This window comes from Streptomyces sp. 7R007 (assembly GCF_054850255.1).
Genome location: NZ_JBTWMV010000049.1, coordinates 1 through 25,201 on the forward strand (window position 1 = coordinate 1; position 25,201 = coordinate 25,201).

Here is a 25,201-nt window from a genome sequence, read left to right on the forward strand (position 1 = left end):
GATTATTCAAAGGGTTGGATCCTGAACTTCGGTTCGGGGTCCAACCCTTTTTTGTTCTGCGTCACTTGAAGTTCACGTTCCGCAACAACCATCCCGGGCATGGGTACTGCTGCAATGCTCAGGGCCGCCGGCGTAGGGCTCGGCGACGAGGTCGTGGTGCCGGCCTTCGGGAACGTCGAGGTCGCTGAGGCCGTGGCCATGGCCGGGGCGCTGCCGGTGTTCGCCGACATAGACCCGGTGACGTACTGCCTCGACGCGTCCGCCGTGGAGGCAGCCGTCTCTCCGCGTACGGCGGCCGTGGTCGTCGTACACCGCTTCGGCCGGCCCGCCGACATCGCGCGGATGCACGGCATCGGACAGCGGCACGGGCTGCTCGTGCTGGAGCAGGGTGAGTCCGAGGCGCCGTACGACGAGATCGCCCAGCGCAGGGAGCGGGCCGCCTATCTCGACGCCAAGTTGAGGGGCGTGCGCACGCCGGACGGTGGTGACGGGCACACCTATCAGCAGTACGTGGTGCGCGTGCCCGGCAACGGGCGGCCGGACCGTGACGCCTTCGCGAGGGCCGTGCGGGCCCGGGGTGTCGAGTGCAGGGTGCCTGTGAAGACGCCGGTGCACCGGCTGCCGGAATTCCGGCGCTGTGTGTCGCTGCCGGAGACCGAGCGTGCCGCCGACGAGACGCTCGCGCTGCCGGTGGACGCCTCGTTGACGAAACGGGACATGCAGCGGATCGTGGGCGCCTGCAATGCGTTGGGCGGATTGCTGCAGCCCGCCTTCTGAGCGTGGTTGGGAGCACAGGTCCGTTCGGGGTATGATCTATTTCGTTGCCGCGGGGGAAACCCCGAAAAGGCGACCGGCCCCTATAGCTCAGTCGGCAGAGCGTCTCCATGGTAAGGAGAAGGTCAACGGTTCGATTCCGTTTGGGGGCTCTGACAATAAGCCCCCCGTCCTTTTGGGCGGGGGGCTTATTCGTGCGCTGTGCGGCCGGCTTCAGTCCTTGTGGAGTCCGGGGACGCGCATCGCCAGGATCGCCATGTCGTCGGACGGGGCGTCCGACGCGAAGCGTTCGACGGCGCGCATGATCCGGGCCGCCACCGCGCCGGCCGTCAGGCCCGTGCAGGTCGTGAGGACGTCGGCGAGGCCGTCGTCGCCCAGCATGCGGGTGCCTTCGCGGCGCTCGGTGACGCCGTCGGTGACGCAGAGGAGGACATCGCCCGGGTCGAGGGTGACGGTCTGCTCGTAGAGCTCCAGATCGTCCATGACGCCGAGGAGCGGCTGCGGTTCGGCGGCCGGCTCGACCGTGCCGTCCTGGCGCAGGCGCAGGGGGAGCGGGTGACCGGCGCAGACCACCTTCAGTTCCGCGCTGCCGTCCTCCTGGGGCCGCATCTCGCCGTACAGGAGGGTCAGGAAGCGGCTGCGGGCTCCCTCGTCGAGGATGGCCGAGTTGAGGCGCTCCAGGACGGCCGGGCCGCTCAGGCCCTCCCGTGCGAGCAGCCTGAGGGCGTGGCGGGCCAGGCCCGTGACGGCGGCCGCGTGCGGGCCCGTGCCGCAGACGTCGCCGATGGCGAAACCGTAGGCGCCCTCGCTGATCGGGAAGATGTCGTAGAAGTCGCCGCCGACCTCGTTGCCCTCGCCGGCCGCGCGGTAGATGACCTCGACCTCGACGCCGTCGATCTCGGGGAGCTCCGGCGGCAGGAGGCTGCGCTGGAGGGACTGGCTGATGGCCGTGCGCTCCGAGTACAGGCGGGCGTTGTCGAGGGCGAGGGCGGCTCGGCGGCTCAAGTCCTCGGCCAGTTCCAGGATTTCCTGGCGGAAGTGTTCGTCCGTGGGCTTGCCGAGGGTCAGCATGCCGATGACGCGGTTGCGGGCGACCAGGGGAAGGACCACGGTCTCGCCGCCGACCGCCGAGGCGGTGGCGAGGGTCGGGCCGATGCCGGAGGCGATCTGGTGGGTCGGGCCGCCGCTGAGGCCCAGGCTGCGCATGGAGCTGCGCAGGGCGGCCTGGTGGGCCACCTCGCCGGGGGCGGACCAGACACGGGCGCCGGGCGTGGGTACCGGGTCGGGCGGGGGGATCTTCGACAACAACGACTTGATGCCGTCGATGAGTTCCTCGTCCTCGTGCAGGACGTACGACAGGTAGGGCTCGGAGGCCTGGTCGGCGATCGTGTAGACCGCGCACCAGGTGGCCAGCGTCGGGACCGTCATCTGGGCCATCAGGGCCAGTGTCTGGTCGCGGTCCAGGGTGCCGGCGAGCAGGTCGGAAGCCTCGACGAGGAAGCTGAGGGAGCCGCGGCGCAGGCGTTCGAGTTCGCCGAGGCGGGCCGATTCCACCGCCAAGGCGATGCGGTCGGCGGCGAATTGGAGGCGCAGAGCCTCTTCGTTGGAGTACCGGCCGGGGGCCTCCGCGGCGACGCCGAGGGAGCCGGTGAGGCGGCCCTCGACCTTCAGGGGGACCGTGACGACCGAGCGCATGCCGGTGCCGCTCAGCAGCGGTACGGCGCCCGGGACAGCCGACAGGTCGTCGTGGACCGCCGGCATGCGCGCCGAGCCGTAGCGGCCGGGGCCCGCCTCGACGGGCACGCGCGCGAAGCGCTGGCGGGCCGAGGGCAGGCCGGTGGAGGCGCGGACCTCCAGCTCCGTCTCGTCGTCGGTGGCGAGCAGCAGGAAGGCGGAGTCGCCGTCGAGCATGTCGCGGGCGCGCTCCACCGTGCGCTGCAGCAGGCCGTCGAGGTCGTCCGGGGCGGGGGAGCCGATGAACACCTCGAAGGGGTCGGTGCTCTGGCCCTCGCCGGTGGCCGTGTCCGAGGCGGGAACGCGCAGCGGGGTCTGCAGGACGGCCCGCTCGTGGTCGCGGACCAGGAGGCAGACCGTGGAGGGCTCGCCGCCCGTGTCGCGGACGCGGAGGTGGGAGGCGTACACCGGGGTGACCCGGCCGTTGGCACCCCTTATGCCGTAGCTGCCCTCCCAGCGGGAGAGCTGGAGGGCCTCGGCGATGCCGGTGCTGGTGCCGGGGGTGTGCGGCCAGGCGGCGAGATCGGTAAGAGGCTTTCCGATCACCTGTTCGGCCGCATAGCCGAAGAGTTCCTCCGCGTCCTCGTTCCACGACGTGATGGAACCGCCCCGGTCGATCTGGACCACCGCGACGCGGACCCTGCCGTCGGCGAGCGGGAGGAGGTCGGCGGGCAGCGACGGCCCGGCCGCTCTGGTGCCCACCGGGCGCTCGGGCAGGTCCAGCTGGAACCAGACCTGCTTGTGCGTCGGCGTGTACTCGACGCCCCAGCGGGTGGCCAGGGCCGCGCACAGCTGGAGACCGCGGCCGCCCTCGCGGTCGGGGCTGCCCATGTTGACGGGGGAGCCCTGGAGGGGGATCTCGCGCTCCGGGTAGCGGTCGGCGACCTCGATGCGCACGCCGTCGTCGCAGCGCAGGCACAGCAGGTCCGCGGAGGTGCCCGCGTGGACGACGGCGTTGGTGACCAGCTCGCTGGTGAGGACCACCGCGTCGTCGACGATGTCCGCGAAGCCCCAGCCCTGGAGCGTGTCGCGGACGAAGGAGCGGGCGCTCGCGACCGATCGCCCGACGGGCTCGAAACTGGCGGCCGCGCGCGCGGTGATCACAGAACTCCTCGTCCGGTTGTCGACGTGCAGGGCTCCGTGGCCGACCGGCTCGTGCCGCTGATGCGGCAGGCCGCCCGTCGGCCGGGGGTCCGGGGGCTGTCCCCCGGGGATCAGTCCGGTGGTCATGTTGTGCGGCCGCCCCTCCGATGCCCGCTCGTTCTCGTGCCACCGCCCAGGCCGGACGGACCGGTGCGGCTGGACAGCCGCATGCAAGGTTACTTACCTTCGACGGCCATGCGGATGCCGGTCTGCAGTGTTTCCGTCCGGAGGGTGTGCGGACGATGTGCGAAGCTGCCGAACTGTTATGGCCTGGTTCAGGCAGGATGAAACACTGGGCAAGCTTCTGGTGAAGGTCCGGGCAGGCTGGGTGTCTTCTCTGTACAGCGGGCAGCAGCCCCTTGGTGTGGCCTGATTACATCGGGCAGAAATACGCAGCAGTAACTGGTACGCCGAAACGCAGTACCCGAGCACAGCAGTAACGGTCGACCCCTGCGGGAGGGACAAGTGGAGTCTGGCGCAGCGACGCGGGGCACTAAGACGCGCGCGAAAGGCGGACAGTCCCTGAGCAATCAGCGCAATCCACGCAATGGGACCACCGCGGTGGACACCGCGTCCCTGAACCGACTGCTGGCGGCCCTGGTGGCGATGCGGGACGGGAACTTCCGCAAGCGGCTCACGGTGTCCGGGGACGGCGTGATGTCGGAGATCGCGGCGGTCTTCAACGAGGTGGCCGACCGCAACCTGCATCTGACCGGGGAGCTGTCGCGGGTGCGGCGCATGGTCGGGCGCGAGGGCAAGCTGACCGAGCGGCTGGAGACGGGCGCCTGTGAGGGCTCCTGGGCGGCCGCCATCGACGCCTCCAACGCCCTCGTGGACGACCTCGTACGGCCCGTCTCCGAGGTCAGCCGGGTGCTGTCGGCCGTCGCCGAGGGCGATCTGTCGCCGCGCATGGAGCTGCGGTCGCAGGCCCCGGACGGGACCGGGCATCCGCTGCGCGGGGAGTTCCTCAAGGTCGGACGGACTGTAAACAACCTTGTCGACCAGCTGTCGACGTTCACCGACGAGGTCACCCGGGTGGCCAGCGAGGTGGGCACCGAGGGCAAGCTGGGCGGTCAGGCACGCGTGCGTGGCATGTCGGGTTCGTGGAAGGACCTCACGGACTCGGTCAACACGATGGCGTACCGGCTCACGGCCCAGGTGCGCGACATCGCGCTGGTGACCACGGCGGTCGCCAAGGGCGACCTGTCCCGCAAGGTCACCGTCCACGTCGCCGGCGAGATGCTGGAGCTGAAGAACACCGTCAACACGATGGTGGACCAGCTGTCGTCCTTCTCCTCCGAGGTGACCCGTGTCGCCCGTGAGGTCGGCACCGAGGGCGAGCTGGGCGGTCAGGCGCAGGTGCCCGGCGTGGCCGGCGTGTGGAAGGACCTCACCGATTCGGTGAACCTGATGGCAGGAAACCTCACTGCCCAGGTGCGCGGGATCGCGCAGGTCACCACGGCGGTCGCCAACGGTGACCTGTCGCAGAAGGTGACCGTCTCCGCACGCGGTGAGGTCGCGCAGCTCGCGGACACGATCAACCAGATGACCGAGACGCTGCGGATCTTCGCGGACGAGGTCACCCGCGTGGCCAACGAGGTCGGCGCGGCCGGACAGCTGGGCGGCCAGGCGAACGTGCCGGGCGCGGCCGGCACCTGGAAGGACCTGACGGACTCCGTCAACACGGTGTTCCGGAATCTGACCATCCAGGTGAGGGACATCGCCGCGGTCACCACGGCCGTGGCCAACGGCGACCTGTCGCAGAAGGTCACGGTCGACGTGGCCGGCGAGATGCTGGAGCTGAAGAACACCGTCAACGGGATGGTGGACCAGCTGCAGTCCTTCGGTTCCGAGGTCACGCGCGTGGCGCGCGAGGTCGGTGTCGAGGGCGAGCTGGGCGGTCAGGCGCAGGTCCCGGGCGCGGCCGGCACCTGGAAGGACCTGACGGACTCCGTCAACACCGCGTTCCGCAACCTCACCGGACAGGTCAGGAACATCGCCCAGGTGACGACCGCCGTGGCCAACGGCGACCTGTCGCAGAAGGTCACCGTGGACGTCTCCGGCGAGATGCTCCAGCTGAAGAACACCGTGAACACGATGGTGGACCAGCTGTCGTCCTTCGCCGACCAGGTGACGCGGATGGCCCGGGACGTGGGCACGGAGGGCCGCCTGGGCGGTCAGGCGGTCGTACCGGGCGTGTCCGGTACGTGGAAGGAACTCACCGACTCCGTCAACTTCATGGCGGGCAACCTGACCTCGCAGGTGCGGCAGATCGCCTACGTGACCACGGCGGTGGCCCAGGGCGACCTCTCGCAGAAGATCGACGTCGACGCGCGCGGGGAGATCCTGGAGCTGAAGAACACCATCAACACGATGGTCGACCAGCTCTCCGGGTTCGCCGAGCAGGTGACCCGGGTGGCCCGCGAGGTGGGCACCGAGGGCCGTCTCGGCGGTCAGGCGCAGGTGCCCGGCGTGGCCGGCGTGTGGCGGGACCTGACCGACTCCGTGAACGGCATGGCGGGCAACCTGACCGCCCAGGTGCGCAACATCGCCCAGGTCGCCACCGCGGTGGCGCGCGGTGACCTGTCCCAGAAGATCACCGTGGACGCGCGCGGGGAGATCCTGGAGCTGAAGAACACCCTGAACACGATGGTCGACCAGCTGTCGTCGTTCGCGGAGGAGGTCACCAGGGTCGCCCGCGAGGTGGGCACGGAGGGCCAGCTCGGCGGTCAGGCCGAGGTGCAGGGCGTCTCCGGCACCTGGAAGGACCTCACGCAGTCGGTGAACTTCATGGCGAACAACCTGACCATCCAGGTGCGCCAGATCGCCGAGGTCACGACGGCGGTCGCCAAGGGCGACCTGTCGAAGAAGATCACCGTCGACGCCAAGGGCGAGATCCTTGAGCTCGTCACGACCGTCAACACGATGGTCGACCAGCTGTCGTCCTTCGCCGAGCAGGTGACCCGGGTGGCCCGCGAGGTGGGCACGGAGGGCATCCTGGGCGGGCAGGCGCACGTTCCGGGTGTCACGGGCATCTGGAAGGACCTCAGCGGCAACGTGAACCTGATGGCCAAGAACCTGACCATGCAGGTGCGCAACATCTCCCAGGTGGCGAACGCGGTCGCCAACGGCGACCTGACGCGGACGGTGACGATCGAGGCGCGCGGCGAGGTCGCGCAGCTCGCCGACACCTTCAACACCATGGTGAAGACGCTGAGTTCGTTCGCCGACCAGGTCACCAAGGTGGCCCGCGAGGTGGGCACGGACGGCATCCTCGGCGGCCAGGCGCACGTGCCCGGCGTGGCCGGCACCTGGAAGGACCTCACCGAGTCCGTGAACCAGATGGCGTCCAACCTGACCGGCCAGGTGCGCAACATCGCCATGGTCACCACGGCCATCGCCAAGGGCGACCTGACCAAGAAGATCGACATCGACGCCCGCGGCGAGATCCTCGAACTGAAGACGACGATCAACACGATGGTCGACCAGCTGTCCTCCTTCGCCGAGGAGGTCACCCGCGTGGCCCGCGAGGTGGGCACCGAGGGCCAGCTGGGCGGCCAGGCACGCGTGCGGGACGTCGACGGCACCTGGCGCGACCTGACCGAGTCCGTGAACGAGATGGCAGGAAACCTCACCCGCCAGGTGCGCGCCATCGCGCGCGTGGCGACCGCGGTGACCCGGGGCGACCTGAACCTGAAGATCGACGTCGACGCGTCCGGCGAGATCCAGGAACTGCAGGACTACATCAACAAGATGATCGCCAACCTGCGCGACACCACGATCGCCAACAAGGAGCAGGACTGGCTCAAGGGCAACCTCGCGCGCGTGTCCGCCCTGATGCAGGGCCGGCGCGACCTGGAGGACGTGGCCTCGCTGATCATGAGCGAACTGCCGCCCCTGGTGGCCGCGCAGCACGGCGCGTTCTTCCTGGCGATGCCCCCGGCCGACGCGGACGGCGCCGACGGGGACGAGTACGAGCTGCGCATGCTGGGCTCGTACGGCTACTCCATGGGCTCCATGCCGACGTCCTTCAGGCCCGGCGAGGCGCTCATCGGGACCGCCGCGCAGGAGAAGCGCACGATCCTCGTGGAGAACGCGCCCAGCGGCTACCTGAAGATCTCCTCCGGGCTCGGCGAGGCCCCGCCCGCCCAGGTGATCGTCCTTCCGGTACTGTTCGAGGGCAAGGTGCTCGGCGTCATCGAGCTCGCCTCCTTCACGCCGTTCACCCAGATCCAGAAGGACTTCCTCAACCAGATCGCCGAGATGATCGCGACCAGCGTCAACACCATCTCGGTCAACACCAAGACCGAGCAGCTGCTGAAGCAGTCGCAGGAGCTGACCGAGCAACTCCGTGAGCGGTCGGCCGAGTTGGAGAACCGGCAGAAGGCCCTCCAGGCGTCCAACGCCGAACTGGAGGAGAAGGCCGAGCTGCTCGCCCAGCAGAACCGCGACATCGAGGTGAAGAACACCGAGATCGAGGAGGCCCGGCAGGTCCTAGAGGAGCGCGCCGAGCAGCTCGCCGTGTCGATGCGCTACAAGAGCGAGTTCCTCGCCAACATGTCGCACGAGCTGCGTACGCCGCTGAACTCGCTGCTGATCCTGGCCAAGCTGCTCGCCGACAACGCGGAGGGCAACCTCTCCCCGAAGCAGGTCGAGTTCGCCGAGACCATCCACGGCGCCGGCTCCGACCTGCTGCAGCTGATCAACGACATCCTGGACCTGTCGAAGGTCGAGGCGGGCAAGATGGACGTCTCCCCGACGCGCATCGCGCTCGTCCAGCTCGTCGACTACGTGGAGGCCACCTTCCGGCCGCTGACCGCCGAGAAGGGCCTGGACCTGTCCGTACGGGTCTCCCCGGAGCTGCCCGCGACGCTGCACACCGACGAACAGCGCCTGCTCCAGGTGTTGCGCAACCTGCTGTCCAACGCGGTGAAGTTCACCGACTCCGGCTCCGTCGAGCTCGTCATCCGACCGGCCGGCACGGACGTGCCGCAGTCCATCCGGGAGCAGCTGCTGGAGGCGGGGTCGCTCACCGATCCGGACGCGCCGCTGATCGCGTTCTCGGTGACCGACACCGGCATCGGCATCGCGGCCAGCAAGATGCGGGTGATCTTCGAGGCGTTCAAGCAGGCGGACGGCACCACCAGCCGCAAGTACGGCGGCACCGGGCTGGGGCTGTCGATCTCGCGGGAGATCGCCCAGCTGCTCGGCGGCGAGATCCACGCCCAGAGCGAGCCGGGCCGCGGCTCCACCTTCACGCTGTACCTGCCGCTGCACCCGAGCGAGCTGCCGCCGCAGGGCTACCAGCAGCCCGTGGCCGCCCTCGGGGCCGGTGACCTGGTGGCCGCCTCGGACCTGTCCGAGCTGTCCCAGGTGGAGATCGAGACGCCGGCCGAGGTGAAGTCGTACCACGAGACGCAGAACGGCGCCGCGGCGCTCTTCCGGCGCCGCCGGCGGCCCGGACCGGACGCCGAGCACCGCGCCGCGGGACAGGAGCCGTGGGCGGACGCCGAGCAGAGCGAGGCGGCACAGGGCTCCCGGGGCATCCGGTTCGGCGGGCAGAAGGTGCTGATCGTCGACGACGACATCCGCAACGTCTTCGCCCTCACCAGCGTCCTGGAGCAGCACGGCCTGTCCGTGCTGTACGCCGAGAACGGCCGCGAGGGCATCGAGGTGCTGGAACAGCACGACGACGTGGCGGTCGTCCTGATGGACATCATGATGCCCGAGATGGACGGATACGCGACGACGACGGCGATCCGCAGGATGCCGCAGTTTGCGGGCCTGCCGATCATCGCGCTGACCGCGAAGGCGATGAAGGGCGACCGGGAGAAGGCGATCGAGTCGGGCGCCTCCGACTACGTCACCAAGCCGGTCGACCCCGATCACCTGCTGGCGGTCATGCAACAGTGGATGCGGGGCCAGTGACGGGAATCATGGATGTTCACGCGGAGTTGCTGACTCAGTGTGGCCGATGCCGTGTAGAAGTACGGGATTCGGGGAACCTTCTGGTCTCCCGCTACGTTTCTGCTACGTGCACAGTGACATCACGGTGACAGGGTGTGGCGACAGGCGGGGTGCGGCTACGATGACCGGCACAAGGACGGGCGGCGAAAGGGAGTCGTCCCCAGGGGCGGCGCCCGGTGCACATCCGGGGCGAGGAGGGCGGGCCATGGTGCAGAAGGCCAAGATCCTCCTGGTCGATGACCGGCCGGAGAATCTGCTGGCGCTGGAGGCCATCCTCTCTGCGCTCGATCAGACGCTGGTGCGGGCATCGTCCGGGGAGGAAGCGCTCAAGGCACTGCTCACGGACGACTTCGCGGTCATTCTGCTGGACGTTCAGATGCCGGGCATGGACGGTTTCGAGACGGCCGCGCACATCAAGCGGCGCGAGCGGACCCGGGACATCCCGATCATCTTCCTCACCGCGATCAACCACGGCCCCCACCACACCTTCCGCGGCTACGCGGCGGGCGCGGTGGACTACATCTCCAAGCCGTTCGACCCCTGGGTGCTGCGCGCCAAGGTGTCGGTGTTCGTCGAGCTGTACATGAAGAACTGCCAGCTGCGTGAGCAGGCGGCGCTGCTGCGGCTCCAGTTGGAGGGCGGCGGCAAGGCCGCGGTCGGCGACACCAAGGAACCGGCGAGCCTGCTGGCCGAGCTGTCGGCCCGGCTCGCGGCGGTCGAGGAGCAGGCCGAGGCGCTGTCCAAGCAGCTCGACGACGAGTCCGCGGACGCGGCGGCCGTCGCCACGGCGGCCCACCTGGAGCGCAAACTCACCGGACTGCGGCGCGCCCTGGACGCGTTGGAGCCGGGAACGGGCAGCACGTCGTCGGTGTCCTCGCAGAACTGACCCGAGGGCGGGCCCCGTTGCCCGATGAGTCCGCGTCAGCTCCCCATGTCCGCAACGGCGACACGAACGGGTGAAGCAGTGGGCACACGTGTCCGCTGTCGTCTCCACCGGTAACCTCACCTCTATGGCCTCACGTCCCTCCGCTGCCAAGAAGCAGCCCGCGAAGAAGGCGGCGGCACCGGCGAAGAAGGCCGCCGCGAAGAAGGCTCCGGCGAAGAAGGCGCCCGCCAAGAGGACCGCGGCGAAGAAGTCCGCGCCGCCGCCGAAGCCGGCACCCAGCCCGACCGGCGGCATCTACAAGCTCGTACGCGCCCTCTGGCTCGGTGTCGCGCACGCCGTCGGCGCCGTCTTCCGCGGCATAGGGCAGGGTGCCAGGAACCTCGACCCGGCCCACCGCAAGGACGGCGTCGCCCTGCTCCTGCTCGGCATCGCCCTGATCGTGGCCGCGGGCACCTGGGCCGACCTGCGCGGCCCCGTCGGCGACCTGGTCGAGATCCTGGTCACCGGCGCCTTCGGGCGCCTGGACCTGCTGGTGCCGATACTGCTCGCGGTGATCGCCGTGCGCTTCATCCGGCACCCCGAGAAGCCCGAGGCCAACGGCCGTATCGTCATCGGCCTGTCCGCGCTCGTCATCGGCGTCCTCGGCCAGGTCCACATCGCCTGCGGCGCGCCCGCCCGCAGCGACGGCATGCAGGCCATAAGGGACGCCGGCGGCCTCATCGGCTGGGGAGCGGCGACCCCGCTGACGTACACCATGGGCGACGTCCTCGCCGTACCGCTGCTCGTCCTGCTGACGATCTTCGGTCTGCTCGTCGTGACGGCCACCCCGGTCAACGCCATCCCGCAGCGGCTGCGGCTGCTCGGCGTGAAGCTCGGGATCGTCGACGACCCGCAGGCGGACGAGTACACCGAGGACGACGAGCGCTACGACGAGCAGTGGCGCGAGGCGCTGCCCCCGCGCACGCGCCGGCGCTCTCCCGCCCCGGAGGCCTACGACCCCGACAGCGCGGAGCAGGAGGCCCTCTCCCGGCGCCGTGGGCGGCCCAGGCGCTCCGCGGTGCCCCAGCCCGACATGGGGCGCCCCATGGACGCCGTGGACGTCGCGGCGGCCGCCGCGGCGGCGCTCGACGGCGCGGTCCTGCACGGCATGCCGCCCTCGCCGGTCGTCGCCGACCTCACCCAGGGCGTCGGCGTCGGCGATCGCGAGGAGACCACGCCCACCCCCACGCCGACGCCGGTGCCGGCCGCGCGGCCCAAGCAGGAGAAGCTGAAGGTCGAGGTCGCCGACCGCACCAAGCCCGCGCCCGAGGCGCCGGGCGACCTGCCCGCGCGCGCGGAACAGCTCCAGCTCTCCGGCGACATCACCTACGCGCTGCCCTCGCTGGACCTCCTCACGCGCGGGGGCCCCGGCAAGGCGCGCAGCGCCGCCAACGACGCCATAGTCGCCGCGCTCACCAACGTCTTCACCGAGTTCAAGGTCGACGCCGCCGTCACCGGCTTCACGCGCGGGCCGACGGTCACGCGCTACGAGGTCGAGCTCGGCCCCGCCGTGAAGGTCGAGCGGATCACGGCGCTGACCAAGAACATCGCGTACGCCGTCGCCAGCCCGGACGTGCGGATCATCTCGCCGATCCCCGGCAAGTCCGCGGTCGGCATCGAGATCCCGAACACCGACCGCGAGATGGTCAACCTCGGCGACGTGCTGCGTCTCGCGGCGGCCGCCGAGGACGACCACCCGATGCTGGTCGCGCTCGGCAAGGACGTCGAGGGCGGCTACGTGATGGCCAACCTGGCGAAGATGCCGCACGTCCTCGTCGCCGGAGCCACCGGTTCCGGCAAGTCGTCGTGCATCAACTGCCTGATCACGTCGATCATGGTCCGGGCGACCCCCGAGGACGTCCGCATGGTCCTCGTCGACCCCAAGCGCGTCGAGCTGACCGCCTACGAGGGCATCCCGCACCTGATCACGCCGATCATCACCAACCCCAAGCGCGCCGCCGAGGCGCTCCAGTGGGTCGTACGCGAAATGGACCTGCGCTACGACGACCTCGCGGCGTACGGCTACCGGCACATCGACGACTTCAACGAAGCCGTCCGCAGCGGCAAGGTGAAGCCCCCGGAGGGCAGCGAGCGCGAGCTCCAGCCGTACCCGTACCTGCTGGTGATCGTCGACGAGCTCGCCGACTTGATGATGGTCGCCCCGCGCGACGTCGAGGACGCGATCGTGCGCATCACGCAGCTCGCGCGCGCGGCCGGCATCCACCTGGTCCTCGCCACCCAGCGGCCCTCGGTCGACGTCGTCACCGGCCTGATCAAGGCCAACGTGCCCTCGCGGCTCGCCTTCGCCACCTCCTCCCTCGCCGACAGCCGCGTCATCCTCGACCAGCCCGGCGCCGAGAAGCTGATCGGCAAGGGCGACGGCCTGTTCCTGCCGATGGGGGCCAGCAAGCCCACCCGTATGCAGGGCGCCTTCGTGACCGAGGAAGAGGTCGCGGCGATCGTCCAGCACTGCAAGGACCAGATGGCGCCCGTCTTCCGGGACGACGTCACCGTGGGCACCAAGCAGAAGAAGGAGATCGACGAGGAGATCGGCGACGACCTCGACCTGCTGTGCCAGGCGGCCGAGCTGGTGGTCTCCACGCAGTTCGGGTCGACCTCCATGCTCCAGCGCAAGCTGCGGGTCGGTTTCGCCAAGGCCGGGCGGCTGATGGACCTCATGGAGTCGCGGGGGATCGTCGGACCGAGCGAGGGCTCGAAGGCCCGTGACGTTCTTGTGAAGGCTGACGAACTGGACGGCGTGCTCGCGGTGATCCGCGGGGAGGCTTGAGAAGAGGCCCCGAACGGGTGCGGCCACCGATGTCCGATCGTGACTCACCCGTAAGGGATCATTGAGCAACCGTTTCCCTTCGGCGTACGTCAAGTTGAGGGAAGCGACAAGCGCGTGCTCCACCATCGGCGTGTCCGGCCATACCGATGGGCTAACAAGCTCCACCGCCCGGTTGCCCCACCCTTTCGCACCCCCCATAGACTGAACCTCCAGCACAGGTGGCTTAAACGCTCGAAAGGCGCCCCCGTGTCCATCGGCAACTCCCCTGAAGACGAGCGTCCGTTCGAAGACGACCGCGAGGAAGCCCGCCTCTCCGTCGGCCGCGCCCTGAAACAGGCGCGCATCGAAGCCGGGCTGACCGTCGACGACGTCAGCAACGCCACCCGGGTCCGCATCGCCATCGTGCACGCCATCGAGGCGGACGACTTCGCCCCCTGCGGCGGGGACGTCTACGCACGCGGCCACATCCGGACCCTGGCCAAGGCCGTCCACCTCGATCCGGCACCACTGCTCGCGCAGTTCGACGCCGACCACGGCGGCCGCCCCGCCCCCACCCCGGCCGCCCCCCTGTTCGAGGCGGAACGCATCCGTCCCGAGCGGCGCGGGCCCAACTGGACCGCGGCCATGGTCGCCGCGATCGTCGCCGTGGTCGGCTTCGTCGGCTTCACCGCCTTCAAGGGCGGTGACGACGGCGGCGCCAAGTCCCAGGTGGCCGAGGGCTCCACGCCCACGGTCAGCAAGTCGGCCTCGCCGACGCCCAAGAACAGCAAGTCCGCCACCCCGAAGTCCGACCCCTCCGACAGCGCCATCGCGGCCGCGCCCCAGGACAAGGTCACCGTCCAGGTCAGCGCCGCCGACGGCAAGAGCTGGATCTCCGCCAAGGACCACAACGGCCGGCTCCTGTTCGACGGACTGCTCCAGCAGGGCGACTCCAAGACCTTCCAGGACAGCGACAAGATCAACCTCGTCCTCGGTGACGCGGGCGCGATCCAGCTCTACGTCAACGGCAAGAAGATCGAGGACGACTTCCAGCCCGGCGCCGTCGAGCGCCTGACGTACACCAAGGGCGACCCCCAGGTCGGCTGAGGACCCGGAACCTGATGTTGGACACCGCGGGGCTGGCGAAGATCGCCAGCCCCGTCGACGTGGGCTGTCAGTGAGACAAAGTAGTCTTGAGCGCATGCCTGAACGCCGTACCGTCGCACTCGTCACCCTTGGCTGCGCCCGTAACGAGGTGGACTCGGAGGAGCTCGCAGGCCGTTTGGAGGCGGACGGCTGGGAGCTCGTCGAGGACGCCGAGGACGCGGACGTCGCCGTCGTCAACACCTGCGGCTTCGTCGACGCCGCCAAGAAGGACTCCGTCGACGCCCTCCTGGAGGCCAACGACCTCAAGGGCCACGGCAGAACCCAGGCCGTCGTGGCGGTGGGCTGCATGGCCGAGCGGTACGGCAAGGAACTCGCCGAGGCCCTCCCCGAGGCCGACGGCGTGCTCGGCTTCGACGACTACGCCGACATCTCGGACCGCCTGCAGACCATCCTCAACGGCGGCATCCACGCGTCCCACACCCCGCGCGACCGCCGCAAGCTGCTGCCGATCAGCCCGGCCGAGCGCCAGGAGTCGGCCACCTCCGTCGCCCTCCCGGGCCACGCCCCCGCCGACCTCCCCGAGGGCCTCGCCCCGGCCTCCGGCCCCCGCGCGCCCCTGCGCCGCCGACTCGACGGCTCCCCGGTCGCCTCGGTGAAGCTGGCCTCCGGCTGCGACCGGCGCTGCACCTTCTGCGCCATCCCGTCCTTCCGCGGCTCCTTCATCTCACGCCGCCCGAGCGACGTGCTGAACGAGACGCGGTGGCTGGCCGAGCAGGGCGTCAAGGAGATCATGCTGGTCTCCGAGAACAACACCTCCTACGGCAAGGACCTCGGCGACATCCGCCTGCTGGAGTCGCTGCTGCCCGAGCTCGCCGAGGTCGACGGCATCGAGCGGGTGCGCGTCAGCTACCTCCAGCCGGCCGAGATGCGCCCGGGCCTCATCGACGTGCTCACCGCCACGCCGAAGATCGCCCCGTACTTCGACCTGTCCTTCCAGCACTCCGCCCCGGACGTGCTGCGCGCGATGCGCCGCTTCGGCGACACCGACCGCTTCCTGGAGCTGCTCGACACCATCCGCGCCAAGGCCCCGCAGGCCGGCGTGCGCTCGAACTTCATCGTCGGCTTCCCCGGCGAGTCCGAAGCCGACCTGGCCGAACTGGAGCGGTTCCTGAACGGCGCGCGGCTGGACGCCATCGGTGTCTTCGGCTACTCCGACGAGGAGGGCACCGAGGCGGCCACCTACGACGGCAAGCTGCACGAGGACGTCGTCGCCGAGCGGCTGGCACGTGTCTCGCGACTGGCCGAGGAACTGGTCTCGCAGCGCGCCGAGGAGCGCCTCGGTGAGACCGTGCACGTACTGGTGGAGTCCGTCGACGAGGAGGGTGTATACGGCCGCGGGGCGCACCAGGCGCCCGAAACGGACGGCCAGGTGCTGCTCACGAGCGGCGAGGGCCTGACGGTCGGCCGTATGGTCGAGGCGAAGGTGGTCGGTACGGAGGGTGTCGACCTGGTGGCGGAGCCCGTGACGGGCTCGCTCGGAGGCAGTGAGGAGGCGGGCAGATGACCGGAGTGCCGGCATCGGCGGCGAACGGCTCCTCCAAGGCGGACCCCGTCAGGGCGGACGGCGCCGGTTCCGAGACGGCGGGCGACGCGAGGCCCGCGCGGGGCGGGAAGCTGGCGGCCGCGGCCGTCAACCAGGCGAGCGTCTGGAACGTCGCCAACCTGCTGACCATGCTCCGGCTGCTCCTCGTGCCGGGCTTCGTCGCGCTCATGCTGGCCGACGGCGGCTACGACCCGGCCTGGCGCTCGCTCGCCTGGGCGGCCTTCGCCATCGCCATGATCACCGACCTGTTCGACGGTCATCTGGCCCGCACCTACGACCTCGTCACCGACTTCGGCAAGATCGCCGACCCCATCGCCGACAAGGCGATCATGGGGGCGGCGCTGATCTGTCTCTCCGGCCTCGGTGATCTGCCGTGGTGGGTGACGATCGTCATCCTGGGCCGGGAACTCGGAATCACCCTGCTGCGTTTCCTCGTCATCCGGTACGGCGTGATCCCGGCGAGCCGCGGCGGCAAGCTGAAGACGCTCACACAGGGCGTGGCCGTCGGGATGTACGTCCTGGCGCTGACGGGATGGCTGGCGACGCTGAGGTTCTGGGTGATGGCCGTGGCGGTCGTCCTGACCGTGGCGACCGGGCTGGACTATGTGAGACAGGCCATTGTGCTGCGCAGGCGGGGAATCGCCGAGCGCAAGGCGGCGTTGGAGGAGGCGGAAGCGTGAGTTCCCAGGCCGCCGACGTGGTGCGACTACTGACGGTGAGGGGCGAGACGCTCGCTGTCGCCGAGTCGCTGACCGGCGGGATGGTCGCGGCGGATCTCACGGCGACCCCGGGAGCGTCCAGGGCCTTCCGCGGCTCGGTGACCGCCTACGCCACCGAACTCAAGCACGAACTGCTCGGCGTCGACGCCACCCTGCTGGCGCGGCAGGGAGCGGTGGATCCGCAGGTCGCGGCCCAGATGGCGGTCGGCGTCCGCAAGGCGCTCGGCGCCGACTGGGGCATCGCGACCACCGGGGTCGCGGGGCCCGATCCCCAGGACGGCCAGCCCGTCGGGACGGTTTTCGTGGCCGTGGACGGGCCGTTCGGCCCTGGTTCCGGTTCTGCCGCTGGCGGAAAAGTGGAGGGCCTGCGGTTGAACGGCGACCGCGCGGAAATTCGTAGAGAGAGTGTACGGAGCGTACTCGCACTGCTTCTGAGGGAGCTTGCGAGCGAACACACTGGGAATGAGCGGGCACAGGATACGGAACAGAACGGGGGGTTTTGATGTTTGCAGCCCTGAGTGAACACGACATCGCTCCCCGCACGGCCGCGGCGCGAGGCGGTACGGTGGGGCGAGAAGGATGCGGCTACGCGGTCCGAGGAGGGAGCCACCGATGATTCTGCTCCGTCGCCTGCTGGGTGACGTGCTGCGTCGGCAGCGCCAACGCCAGGGCCGTACTCTGCGCGAAGTCTCCTCGTCCGCCCGAGTCTCACTCGGCTATCTCTCCGAGGTGGAGCGGGGGCAGAAGGAGGCTTCCTCCGAACTGCTCGCCGCCATCTGCGACGCGCTGGACGTACGGATGTCCGAGCTCATGCGGGAAGTGAGCGACGAACTCGCCCTCGCCGAGCTGGCCCAGTCTGCTGCGGCCACCCCCAGCGAGCCTGTGCCCACACCGGTACGACCGATGCTGGGTTCCGTCTCGGTGACCGGTGTGCCACCGGAACGGGTGACCATCAAGGCACCCGCCGAAGCGGTGGACGTGGTCGCGGCCTAGCCTCACGCGGGTGTAGACCGACGACGCGCCGACCGGCGCCGGGAACATGCACGTGCCCCGACCGGGGCTTTTCCGGGGAGACCCGGGGAGGCGTCGTCGGGGTTTTCGTGTTCCTCGGGGCCGGTTCCTCGGAGCCGGCTGCGTTTGCCGGGGTGGCATCGGGCGGTCAGGGTGGAGGGGCGCGGTGCGTCCGTGTGCCGTCGGTGCGCCCTCCCGGCGGGTGAGGGCGGCGGTCTAGCTTCGGGGCTGGAGGTGGCCCATGGCACGGCCGATAGTGCGCTGGGGGGCCGTTGTCGGGCTCGGGGCGCTGTGGTGGTGGGCCGTACTGCGGCTCGCGCTGTCGCCTCACGCGGGGGCGCTGGAGGGCGCTGTCGCGGCCGGCGGGTGGGGTCTGAGCCTGTTGCCGGTGCACTGCGTGCCCAAGGCGCGGGCCGCGGGAGCCGTCGAGCGGGGACGCTGGCGGCGGGCGCTGCGGGCTACCACGGCATCGCCACCCCGCCGTTCGGACGCAGGATCTGACCCGTCATGAAGGCCGAGGCGTCGGAGGCCAGATAGAGCACGGCGTGGGCGACGTCCTCCGGCTCGCCGACCCGGCCCAGCGGGGACATGCGGGCCATCAGCGCCTCCGTGCGGGCCTGCTCCTCGGGGTCGTGGCGGTCGGTCATGGGGGTGCGGGTCCAGCCCGGCGCGACCGCGTTGACGCGGATGCCCTCCCGGCCGACCTCGCTCGCCAGCGTCTTCGTCAGCTGCACCACGGCCGCCTTCGCGGCGCCGTAGGCGAGCAGGCCGGGGCGGCCGGTGTCGACGGCGCTGGAGGCCATGGTGACGATGCTCCCGGCGATCCCGCGGGCCAGCATCACGCGGGCCGCCTCCTGGCAGGCGTACAGGACGCCCTTGAAGTTGACGCCGAGCACGCGGTCGAGGTCCTCGTCCCGGGTCTCCAGGACCGGGCTGCTGTGCATGATCCCGGCGATCGCGGCCAGCACGTCCAGGCGCTCGCAGGAGGCGATGGCCTGGCGGAGCTGGGTGCGGTCGGTGACGTCGAGGTGGTGGGTGCGGGCGGTGCCGCCGCCGGCCTTGATCAGGGTGGCCGTCTCGTGCAGGCCCTGGGCGTCACGGTCGGCGCAGTGGACGGCGGCGCCGGCCTCGGCCAGCAGGACGGCCGAGGCGCGGCCGATGCCGCCGGCGGCCCCGGTGACGAATGCGGTGCGTCCGGTGAGGTCGTACGCCGTGACGGGCATGAAGGGACCGTACGAGAGGATCTGACGACCCGTCAATTAGTCGTGCGGCGTGAGGCGCCGCGGACCGGGGCCGGGCCCGTCTGGCAGCCGGGGCACCAGTAGGTGGGGCGGTCGCGGGAGCCGTCGCCCTGGTCGGCCACGCGGATCGAGGTGTGGCAGCGCAGGCACGGGCGGGGTGCGCGGCCGTACACGAACAGGTCCGGCCCGCGCCGGCCCGTGGTGCGCCGGACCGGGCGGTCGCGGTTGTCCTCCAGGAGCTTCTTCGCGAGCGCGGGGAGCTTCGCGGCCCGCTCGGCGGGCAGGGCGCCGACCGGCAGCCACGGGGTGACGCCGAGCAGGAAGCAGAGCTCGCACTTGTAGACATTGCCGATGCCGGCGAGGTTGCGCTGGTCGAGCAGGGCCTCGCCGAGGGGGCGCGCCGGATCGGCCAGGAGGTTGGCCAGGGCCTGGTCGGGATCCCAGTCGGGGCCGAGGAGGTCGGGACCGAGATGGCCGACGGCGCGCTGCTCGTCGGAGGTGCGCAACAGCTCCAGAACCGGCAGGCGGTAGCCGACGGCGGTGCGCTCGCTGTTGCCCAGGATCACCCGGATCTGGTGGGCGGGGCCGCCGGTCCAGCGCCGGCCGTTGTCGAACACCTTCCAGGCGCCGTCCATCCGCAGGTGCGAGTGGAGGGTGAGGCCGCCCTCGATGCGGGTCAGCAGGTGCTTGCCGCGGGGAGTGACGTCCAGGACCGTACGGCCCGTGAGGTCGGCCGTGGCGAACTTGGGCACCCTCAGGTCGCTGCGGGTCAGCACCGTGCCCGCGAGGGCGAGGTGCAGCCGTCTCGCGGTCTGCCAGACCGTGTCTCCTTCGGGCATGGGTCAAGGGTGGCACGTGCCCGCGTCAGGCTCGCAGACGAAGCCCGCGCGGGGTCGCGATGAAGCCCGCTCCTTCCAGGAGGGTGCCGATGGGGGAGGTCAGGGCCTGGGCGCCGTTCACCCGCTCCACGGTGACCGTGCCCAGCGAGCCCGCGCGGGCAGCCGTGGCGAGGGCTTCGGCGGCCGCCCTCAGCCTGGGGTCGTCGGTGGCCGCACCGTCCGGGTCGGCCGGCCAGGCCAGCAGGGTCTTGCCGCCGCGCTCCATGTAGAGCGTCAGCTCACCGTCCACCAGGACCACCAGGGAGCCCGCCTTGCGCCCCGGTTTGTGGCCCGCGCCGGTGGGGGGCTCCGGCCAGGGCAGGGCCGCGCCGTACGCGTTCGCCGGGTCGGCGGCGGCCAGCACCACGGCCCGGGAGTCGGGGGCGGGCCGGTTGCCGCGCTGCGGGAAGGCGCCATGTGAGCTGTACGCGCCGTACCGGCCGTAGGAACCATACGAGCCGTACGGGTCATGCGAGTCGTACGGGGAGCCGGAGCCGCCGCGGGGGCCGCCCGCGCCGGGGGAGGCGAGGTCGCGCGGGGAGACGTACTCGTCGCGGGAGGCCCGGGTGGGTGGGGGGCCGAAGTCGTCGAAGCCGGTGACGTCGTGCCCGGAGCCGTTGCCGCGGGCTCGGGCACCGCCCCGGGGAGCGTCGCCGGCCGCGTCGAAGCCGCCGGTCCAGTCGAACGCGTCGGCGAAGTCGGCACCCTCGGCGGTGTGGCCGAGGGGGGAGTCGCCGTCGGGCGTGCCGTCGCCGGGCGCGGCGAAGGCGTGCGGGGAGCCGAAGGGGTCCTGCGGGCCCGGGGCCGGCGGCCGGGGCAGGGCCTCGCCCCGGTCGCGGGCGTTGGACACCGCGCGCAGCCGGTCCACCGCGCCGTCCATCGCGAACTGGGCCGCGCCGAGCCCCTCCACCACATAGCCGCGCCGGGCCTGACCGCTCTCCTCGAAGGCGGACAGGATGCGGTACGTCGCCGAGAAGCCGCCCTCGACGCCCTCCGCGGCGACGGCGCCCCGGGTGACCACGCCGTGCCGGTCGAGGAGCGTGCGGGCCAGGGCGTGGGCGCGCACCGTCGGGTCGGGTTCGCGGGCCGGCAGCAGGGACCAGCGGCCGGCGACGGTGGGCGGGCCGCTGCGGGAGGCGGGGCGGGCGGCAGCCGTCAGGGAGCCGTAGCGGCCGCGCGGGACGGCGCGTTTGGCGCGGTGGGCGGTGGAGCCCGCGGTGCGGCCCGAACCCAGGAGGGAGCGCATGGGCGCGAGGGTGTCGTTCGTCAGGTGACCGGACCAGGCCAGGTCCCAGACGGCGTCGGCCAGTTGGGGGTCGGTGACGTCCGGGTGGGTGGTCGCGCGGACCTGGTCGGCGATCTGGCGGAAGAACAGGCCGTAGCCGCCGGAGAGGGCGTCCAGGACGGACTGGTGCAGCGCGGTCAGCTCCAGGGGATGCGGCGGCGGCAGGAGCAGCGGGGCCGCGTCCGCCACATAGAGGGAGAGCCAGCCGTCCTTGCCGGGCAGGGCGCCCGCGCCGGCCCACACCACCTCGCCGGCCGCCGTGAGCTCGTCGAGCATCGCGGGCGTGTAGTTCGCCACGCGGGACGGCAGGACCAGCTTCTCCAGGGCCGACGCGGGCACGGACGCGCCCTGCAACTGCTCCACGGCACGCACCAGCCCGTCGATGCCGCGCAGCCCGTGCCCCTTGCCGATGTGCTGCCACTGGGGCAGGAACTGGGCGAGCGCGGCCGGCGGCACCGGCTCCAGTTCGTGCCGCAGGGCCGCCAGCGAACGGCGGCGCAGGCGGCGCAGCACGGTCGCGTCGCACCACTCCTGGCCGATGCCCGCCGGGTGGAACTCGCCCTGGACGACACGGCCGCTCGCGGCCAGGCGGTGCAGGGCGCCCTCCGTGACGGCGACGCCCAGGCCGAAGCGGGCCGCCGCCGTGGCCGAGGTGAAGGGGCCGTGGGTGCGGGCGTAGCGGGCGAGGAGGTCGCCGAGCGGGTCCTTGACCGGCTCCGTGAAGGCCTCCGGGACACCCACCGGGAGCGCCGTGCCGAGCGCGTCGCGCAGGCGGCCCGCGTCCTCGATCGCCGCCCAGTGGTCGGCGCCGCCGATGCGGACGCGGATCGCGCGCCGGGCCGCGGCCAGGTCCTGGGCCCACTGCGGCTCGGCGCCCCGCTCGGCCAGCTCGGTGTCGGTGAGCGGGCCGAGGAGGCGCAGGACGTCCGCCACGCCCTCAACGTCCTTGACGCGGCGGTCCTCGGTGAGCCACTGCAGTTCCTTCTCCAGCTCCGCCAGCACGTCCGCGTCCAGCAGCTCGCGCAGCTCCGCCTGGCCGAGCAGCTCGGCCAGCAGCCGGGAGTCCAGCGACAGGGCGGCGGCGCGGCGCTCGGCGAGCGGCGAGTCCCCCTCGTACAGGAACTGGGCGACGTAACCGAAGAGCAGGGAACGCGCGAAGGGGGACGGCTCCGGTGTGGTCACCTCCACCAGGCGCACCTTGCGGGACTCCAGGTCGCCCATCAACTCGACCAGTCCCGGGACGTCGAAGACGTCCTGGAGGCACTCGCGGACCGCCTCCAGGACGATCGGGAAGGAGCCGAACTCGCTGGCCACCTGCAGCAGTTGGGAGGCGCGCTGGCGCTGCTGCCACAGCGGGGTGCGCTTGCCCGGGTTGCGGCGCGGCAGCAGCAGCGCGCGGGCGGCGCACTCGCGGAAGCGGGAGGCGAACAGCGCCGAGCTGCCGACCTGGTCGGTGACGACCTGGTCGACCTCGCCCTTGTCGAAGACGACGTCCGCCGCACCGACCGGCGCCTGCTCGGCGTCGTACTCGCTGCCCCCCTTCGCCGGCTCCTGGTCGAGCAGGTCCAGGCCCATCAGGTCGGCGTCCGGCAGGCGCAGCACGATGCCGTCGTCGGCGTGCATGACCTGGGCGTCCATGCCGTAGCGCTCGGAGAGCTTGGCGCCGAGGGCGAGCGCCCACGGGGCGTGCACCTGGGCGCCGAAAGGGGAGTGGACGACGACCCGCCAGTCGCCGAGCTCGTCGCGGAAGCGCTCGACGACGATGGTGCGGTCGTCCGGGACGTGGCCACAGGCCTCGCGCTGCTCGTCGAGGTAGGCGAGGACGTTGTCGGCGGCCCAGGCGTCCAGGCCCGCCGTCAGGAGGCGCAGACGGGCGTCCTCCTTGGACAGCGAGCCGATCTCGCGCAGGAACGCGCCCACCGCCCGGCCCAGTTCCAGCGGGCGGCCCAGCTGGTCGCCCTTCCAGAACGGCAGCCGGCCCGGCACGCCCGGTGCGGGCGAGACCAGGACGCGGTCGCGCGTGATGTCCTCGATGCGCCAGGAACTCGTGCCGAGCGTGAAGACATCGCCCACACGGGACTCGTAGACCATCTCCTCGTCCAGCTCGCCGACCCGGCCGCCGCCCTTCTTGGGGTCGGCGCCGGCGAGGAAGACGCCGAACAGGCCGCGGTCCGGGATCGTGCCCCCGGAGGTGACGGCCAGGCGCTGGGCGCCGGGGCGGCCGGTGATCGCGCCGGTGACGCGGTCCCAGACCACGCGCGGGCGCAGCTCGGCGAAGGCGTCCGAGGGGTAGCGGCCGGCCAGCATGTCGAGGGTGGCCGTGAAGGCCGACTCGGGGAGCGCGGCGAAGGGGGCCGCGCGGCGGACGGTCGCCAGCAGGTCGTCGAACTGCCAGGTGTCCAGCGCCGTCATGGCCACGAGCTGCTGGGCCAGGACGTCCAGCGGGTTGGCGGGGATCTTCAGGGACTCGATGGCGCCGGTGCGCATCCGCTCGGTGACCACGGCCGCCTGGACCAGGTCGCCGCGGTACTTGGGGAAGACCACTCCGGTGGAGACCGCGCCGACCTGGTGTCCCGCGCGGCCCACGCGCTGCAGACCGGAGGCCACGGAGGGGGGTGACTCGACCTGGACGACCAGGTCGACCGCGCCCATGTCGATGCCCAGCTCCAGGCTGGAGGTGGCCACGACCGCGGGCAGGCGGCCCGCCTTCAGGTCCTCCTCGACCAGGGCGCGCTGTTCCTTGGAGACCGAGCCGTGGTGGGCCCGGGCGATGACCGGCGGCGCGCCCTGGGCGGCCCCCGAACCGCCCATGAGCTCCGCGGGCGCGTGGTGCTCGGCCAGGGGCTCGCCCGTCGCCCGTTCGTACGCGATCTCGTTGAGGCGGTTGCACAGGCGCTCCGCGAGGCGGCGGGAGTTCGCGAAGACGATCGTGGAGCGGTGGGACTGGACGAGGTCCGCGATCCGCTCCTCCACGTGCGGCCAGATCGACGGGCGTTCCGCGCCCTCCGAGCCGTCGGCCACCGGGGAGCCGCCCAGCTCGCCCAGGTCCTCGACCGGGACGACGACCGAGAGGTCGAACTCCTTGCCCGACGGCGGCTGGACGATCTCCACCTTGCGGCGCGGGGAGAGGAAGCGGGCCACTTCGTCGACCGGGCGGACGGTCGCCGACAGGCCGATGCGGCGGGCCGGCTTCGGCAGCAGCTCGTCCAGGCGCTCCAGGGTGAGCGCGAGGTGGGCGCCGCGCTTGGTGCCCGCCACCGCGTGCACCTCGTCCAGGATCACCGTCTCCACGCCCGTCAGCGCGTCGCGCGTGGCCGACGTCAGCATCAGGAACAGGGACTCCGGGGTGGTGATCAGGATGTCCGGGGGGCGGGTCGACAGCGCGCGACGCTCGGCCGCCGGGGTGTCGCCGGAGCGGATGCCCACCTTGATCTCGGGCTCGGGCAGGCCCTGGCGTACGGACTCCTGGCGGATGCCGGTCAGGGGGCTGCGGAGGTTGCGCTCGACGTCCACGGCGAGGGCCTTGAGCGGGGAGACGTACAGGACGCGGCAGCGCTTCTTCGGGTCGGCGGGCGGGGGCGTCGAGGCGAGCTGGTCCAGGGCGGCCAGGAAGGCGGCGAGGGTCTTGCCGGAGCCGGTGGGGGCCACGACCAGCACGTCCGAGCCCTCGCGGATGGCCCGCCACGCGCCGGCCTGGGCGGCGGTGGGCGCGGAGAAGGCGCCCGTGAACCAGCCGCGGGTCGCGGGGGAGAAGCCGTCCAGGGCTCGGTGTGCGGAGCTGACCATGTGTCCATCCTGCACCCGGGCACTGACAATGCGGGTGACCTGCGGGTTTTGGCCGGGGTGATGCCTGCGGCGCAGGCGCGGGTCCGGTGGGGGTTCGCGTAGCGCCTGCGGTGGGTGAGTGGGGGGCGGGGCCGGGGCGGGGGGGGGTGTCCGTCCTCGGTCGGGCAGGGCCGTCGGTGGGGAGTGGACGGTGATGGACGCCGGCCGCTGCGGGCGGCTCCCCGCCCCGGCCCCTTGCCGCCGTACGCGGGTGCGGCAGTC

The 25,201-nt window shown here is 71.5% G+C and carries 14 protein-coding genes and 1 tRNA gene; 11 read left to right on the forward strand and 4 right to left on the reverse strand.

Annotated elements, in window-relative coordinates:
* Window positions 1–114 precede the first annotated feature (114 nt).
* Window positions 115–777 (forward strand): DegT/DnrJ/EryC1/StrS family aminotransferase, encoded by a 663-nt coding sequence (locus ACYF6T_RS36935; RefSeq protein ID WP_461702154.1) that lies wholly within the window; start codon window positions 115–117, stop codon window positions 775–777.
* Between the two features lie 76 nt (window positions 778–853).
* Window positions 854–926: transfer RNA gene (locus ACYF6T_RS36940), tRNA-Thr, on the forward strand.
* 61 nt (window positions 927–987) lie between these two features.
* Here ACYF6T_RS36940 and ACYF6T_RS36945 read toward each other — a convergent pair.
* Window positions 988–3,738, reverse strand: a complete 2,751-nt coding sequence (locus ACYF6T_RS36945; protein WP_461702096.1) for a SpoIIE family protein phosphatase — start codon at window positions 3,736–3,738, stop codon at window positions 988–990.
* A 378-nt stretch (window positions 3,739–4,116) separates the two neighbouring features.
* On the opposite strand from ACYF6T_RS36945, the gene ACYF6T_RS36950 reads away from it, so the two are divergent.
* The 9 genes from ACYF6T_RS36950 to ACYF6T_RS36990 all read left to right on the forward strand — a co-directional run bounded on the left by ACYF6T_RS36950 (window position 4,117) and on the right by ACYF6T_RS36990 (window position 18,261).
* The gene (locus ACYF6T_RS36950; RefSeq protein WP_461702098.1) at window positions 4,117–9,579 is read left to right on the forward strand and encodes a HAMP domain-containing protein; all 5,463 of its coding nucleotides are present in this window, start codon (window positions 4,117–4,119) and stop codon (window positions 9,577–9,579) included.
* A 244-nt stretch (window positions 9,580–9,823) separates the two neighbouring features.
* Window positions 9,824–10,504: a response regulator gene (locus ACYF6T_RS36955; RefSeq protein ID WP_461702100.1), complete on the forward strand. Its 681-nt coding sequence runs from the start codon at window positions 9,824–9,826 to the stop codon at window positions 10,502–10,504.
* 124 nt (window positions 10,505–10,628) lie between these two features.
* Window positions 10,629–13,331: a DNA translocase FtsK gene (locus ACYF6T_RS36960; protein WP_461702102.1), complete on the forward strand. Its 2,703-nt coding sequence runs from the start codon at window positions 10,629–10,631 to the stop codon at window positions 13,329–13,331.
* Window positions 13,332–13,577: 246 nt separating this feature from the next.
* The gene (locus ACYF6T_RS36965) at window positions 13,578–14,417 is read left to right on the forward strand and encodes a helix-turn-helix domain-containing protein (RefSeq protein WP_461702104.1); all 840 of its coding nucleotides are present in this window, start codon (window positions 13,578–13,580) and stop codon (window positions 14,415–14,417) included.
* A gap of 94 nt (window positions 14,418–14,511) precedes the next feature.
* The gene (gene rimO / locus ACYF6T_RS36970; RefSeq protein ID WP_461702106.1) at window positions 14,512–15,981 is read left to right on the forward strand and encodes a 30S ribosomal protein S12 methylthiotransferase RimO; all 1,470 of its coding nucleotides are present in this window, start codon (window positions 14,512–14,514) and stop codon (window positions 15,979–15,981) included.
* Window positions 15,978–16,700, forward strand: coding sequence for a CDP-diacylglycerol--glycerol-3-phosphate 3-phosphatidyltransferase (gene pgsA / locus ACYF6T_RS36975; RefSeq protein WP_461702108.1), 723 nt, complete (start codon window positions 15,978–15,980; stop codon window positions 16,698–16,700). The genes rimO and pgsA overlap by 4 nt, the downstream gene beginning before the upstream one ends.
* The gene (locus ACYF6T_RS36980) at window positions 16,697–17,242 is read left to right on the forward strand and encodes a CinA family protein (RefSeq protein WP_461702109.1); all 546 of its coding nucleotides are present in this window, start codon (window positions 16,697–16,699) and stop codon (window positions 17,240–17,242) included. The genes pgsA and ACYF6T_RS36980 overlap by 4 nt, the downstream gene beginning before the upstream one ends.
* Before the next feature lie 109 nt (window positions 17,243–17,351).
* The gene (locus ACYF6T_RS36985; RefSeq protein ID WP_167997591.1) at window positions 17,352–17,732 is read left to right on the forward strand and encodes a helix-turn-helix domain-containing protein; all 381 of its coding nucleotides are present in this window, start codon (window positions 17,352–17,354) and stop codon (window positions 17,730–17,732) included.
* A gap of 259 nt (window positions 17,733–17,991) precedes the next feature.
* The gene (locus tag ACYF6T_RS36990; RefSeq protein WP_461702112.1) at window positions 17,992–18,261 is read left to right on the forward strand and encodes a hypothetical protein; all 270 of its coding nucleotides are present in this window, start codon (window positions 17,992–17,994) and stop codon (window positions 18,259–18,261) included.
* Here the strand turns inward: ACYF6T_RS36990 and ACYF6T_RS36995 are convergent.
* Genes ACYF6T_RS36995 through ACYF6T_RS37005 form a run of 3 tightly spaced genes read right to left on the reverse strand, consistent with a single transcriptional unit; the run spans window position 18,209 to window position 24,940 of the window.
* Entirely contained in the window at window positions 18,209–18,973 is a 765-nt protein-coding gene (locus ACYF6T_RS36995) for an SDR family NAD(P)-dependent oxidoreductase (protein ID WP_461702114.1), read from the reverse strand. The genes ACYF6T_RS36990 and ACYF6T_RS36995 overlap by 53 nt on opposite strands.
* Before the next feature lie 32 nt (window positions 18,974–19,005).
* Entirely contained in the window at window positions 19,006–19,830 is an 825-nt protein-coding gene (locus ACYF6T_RS37000; protein WP_461702116.1) for an Fpg/Nei family DNA glycosylase, read from the reverse strand.
* A gap of 25 nt (window positions 19,831–19,855) precedes the next feature.
* On the reverse strand, window positions 19,856–24,940 hold the full coding sequence (locus tag ACYF6T_RS37005; protein ID WP_461702118.1) for an ATP-dependent helicase: 5,085 nt from the start codon (window positions 24,938–24,940) through the stop codon (window positions 19,856–19,858).
* Window positions 24,941–25,201 lie beyond the last annotated feature (261 nt).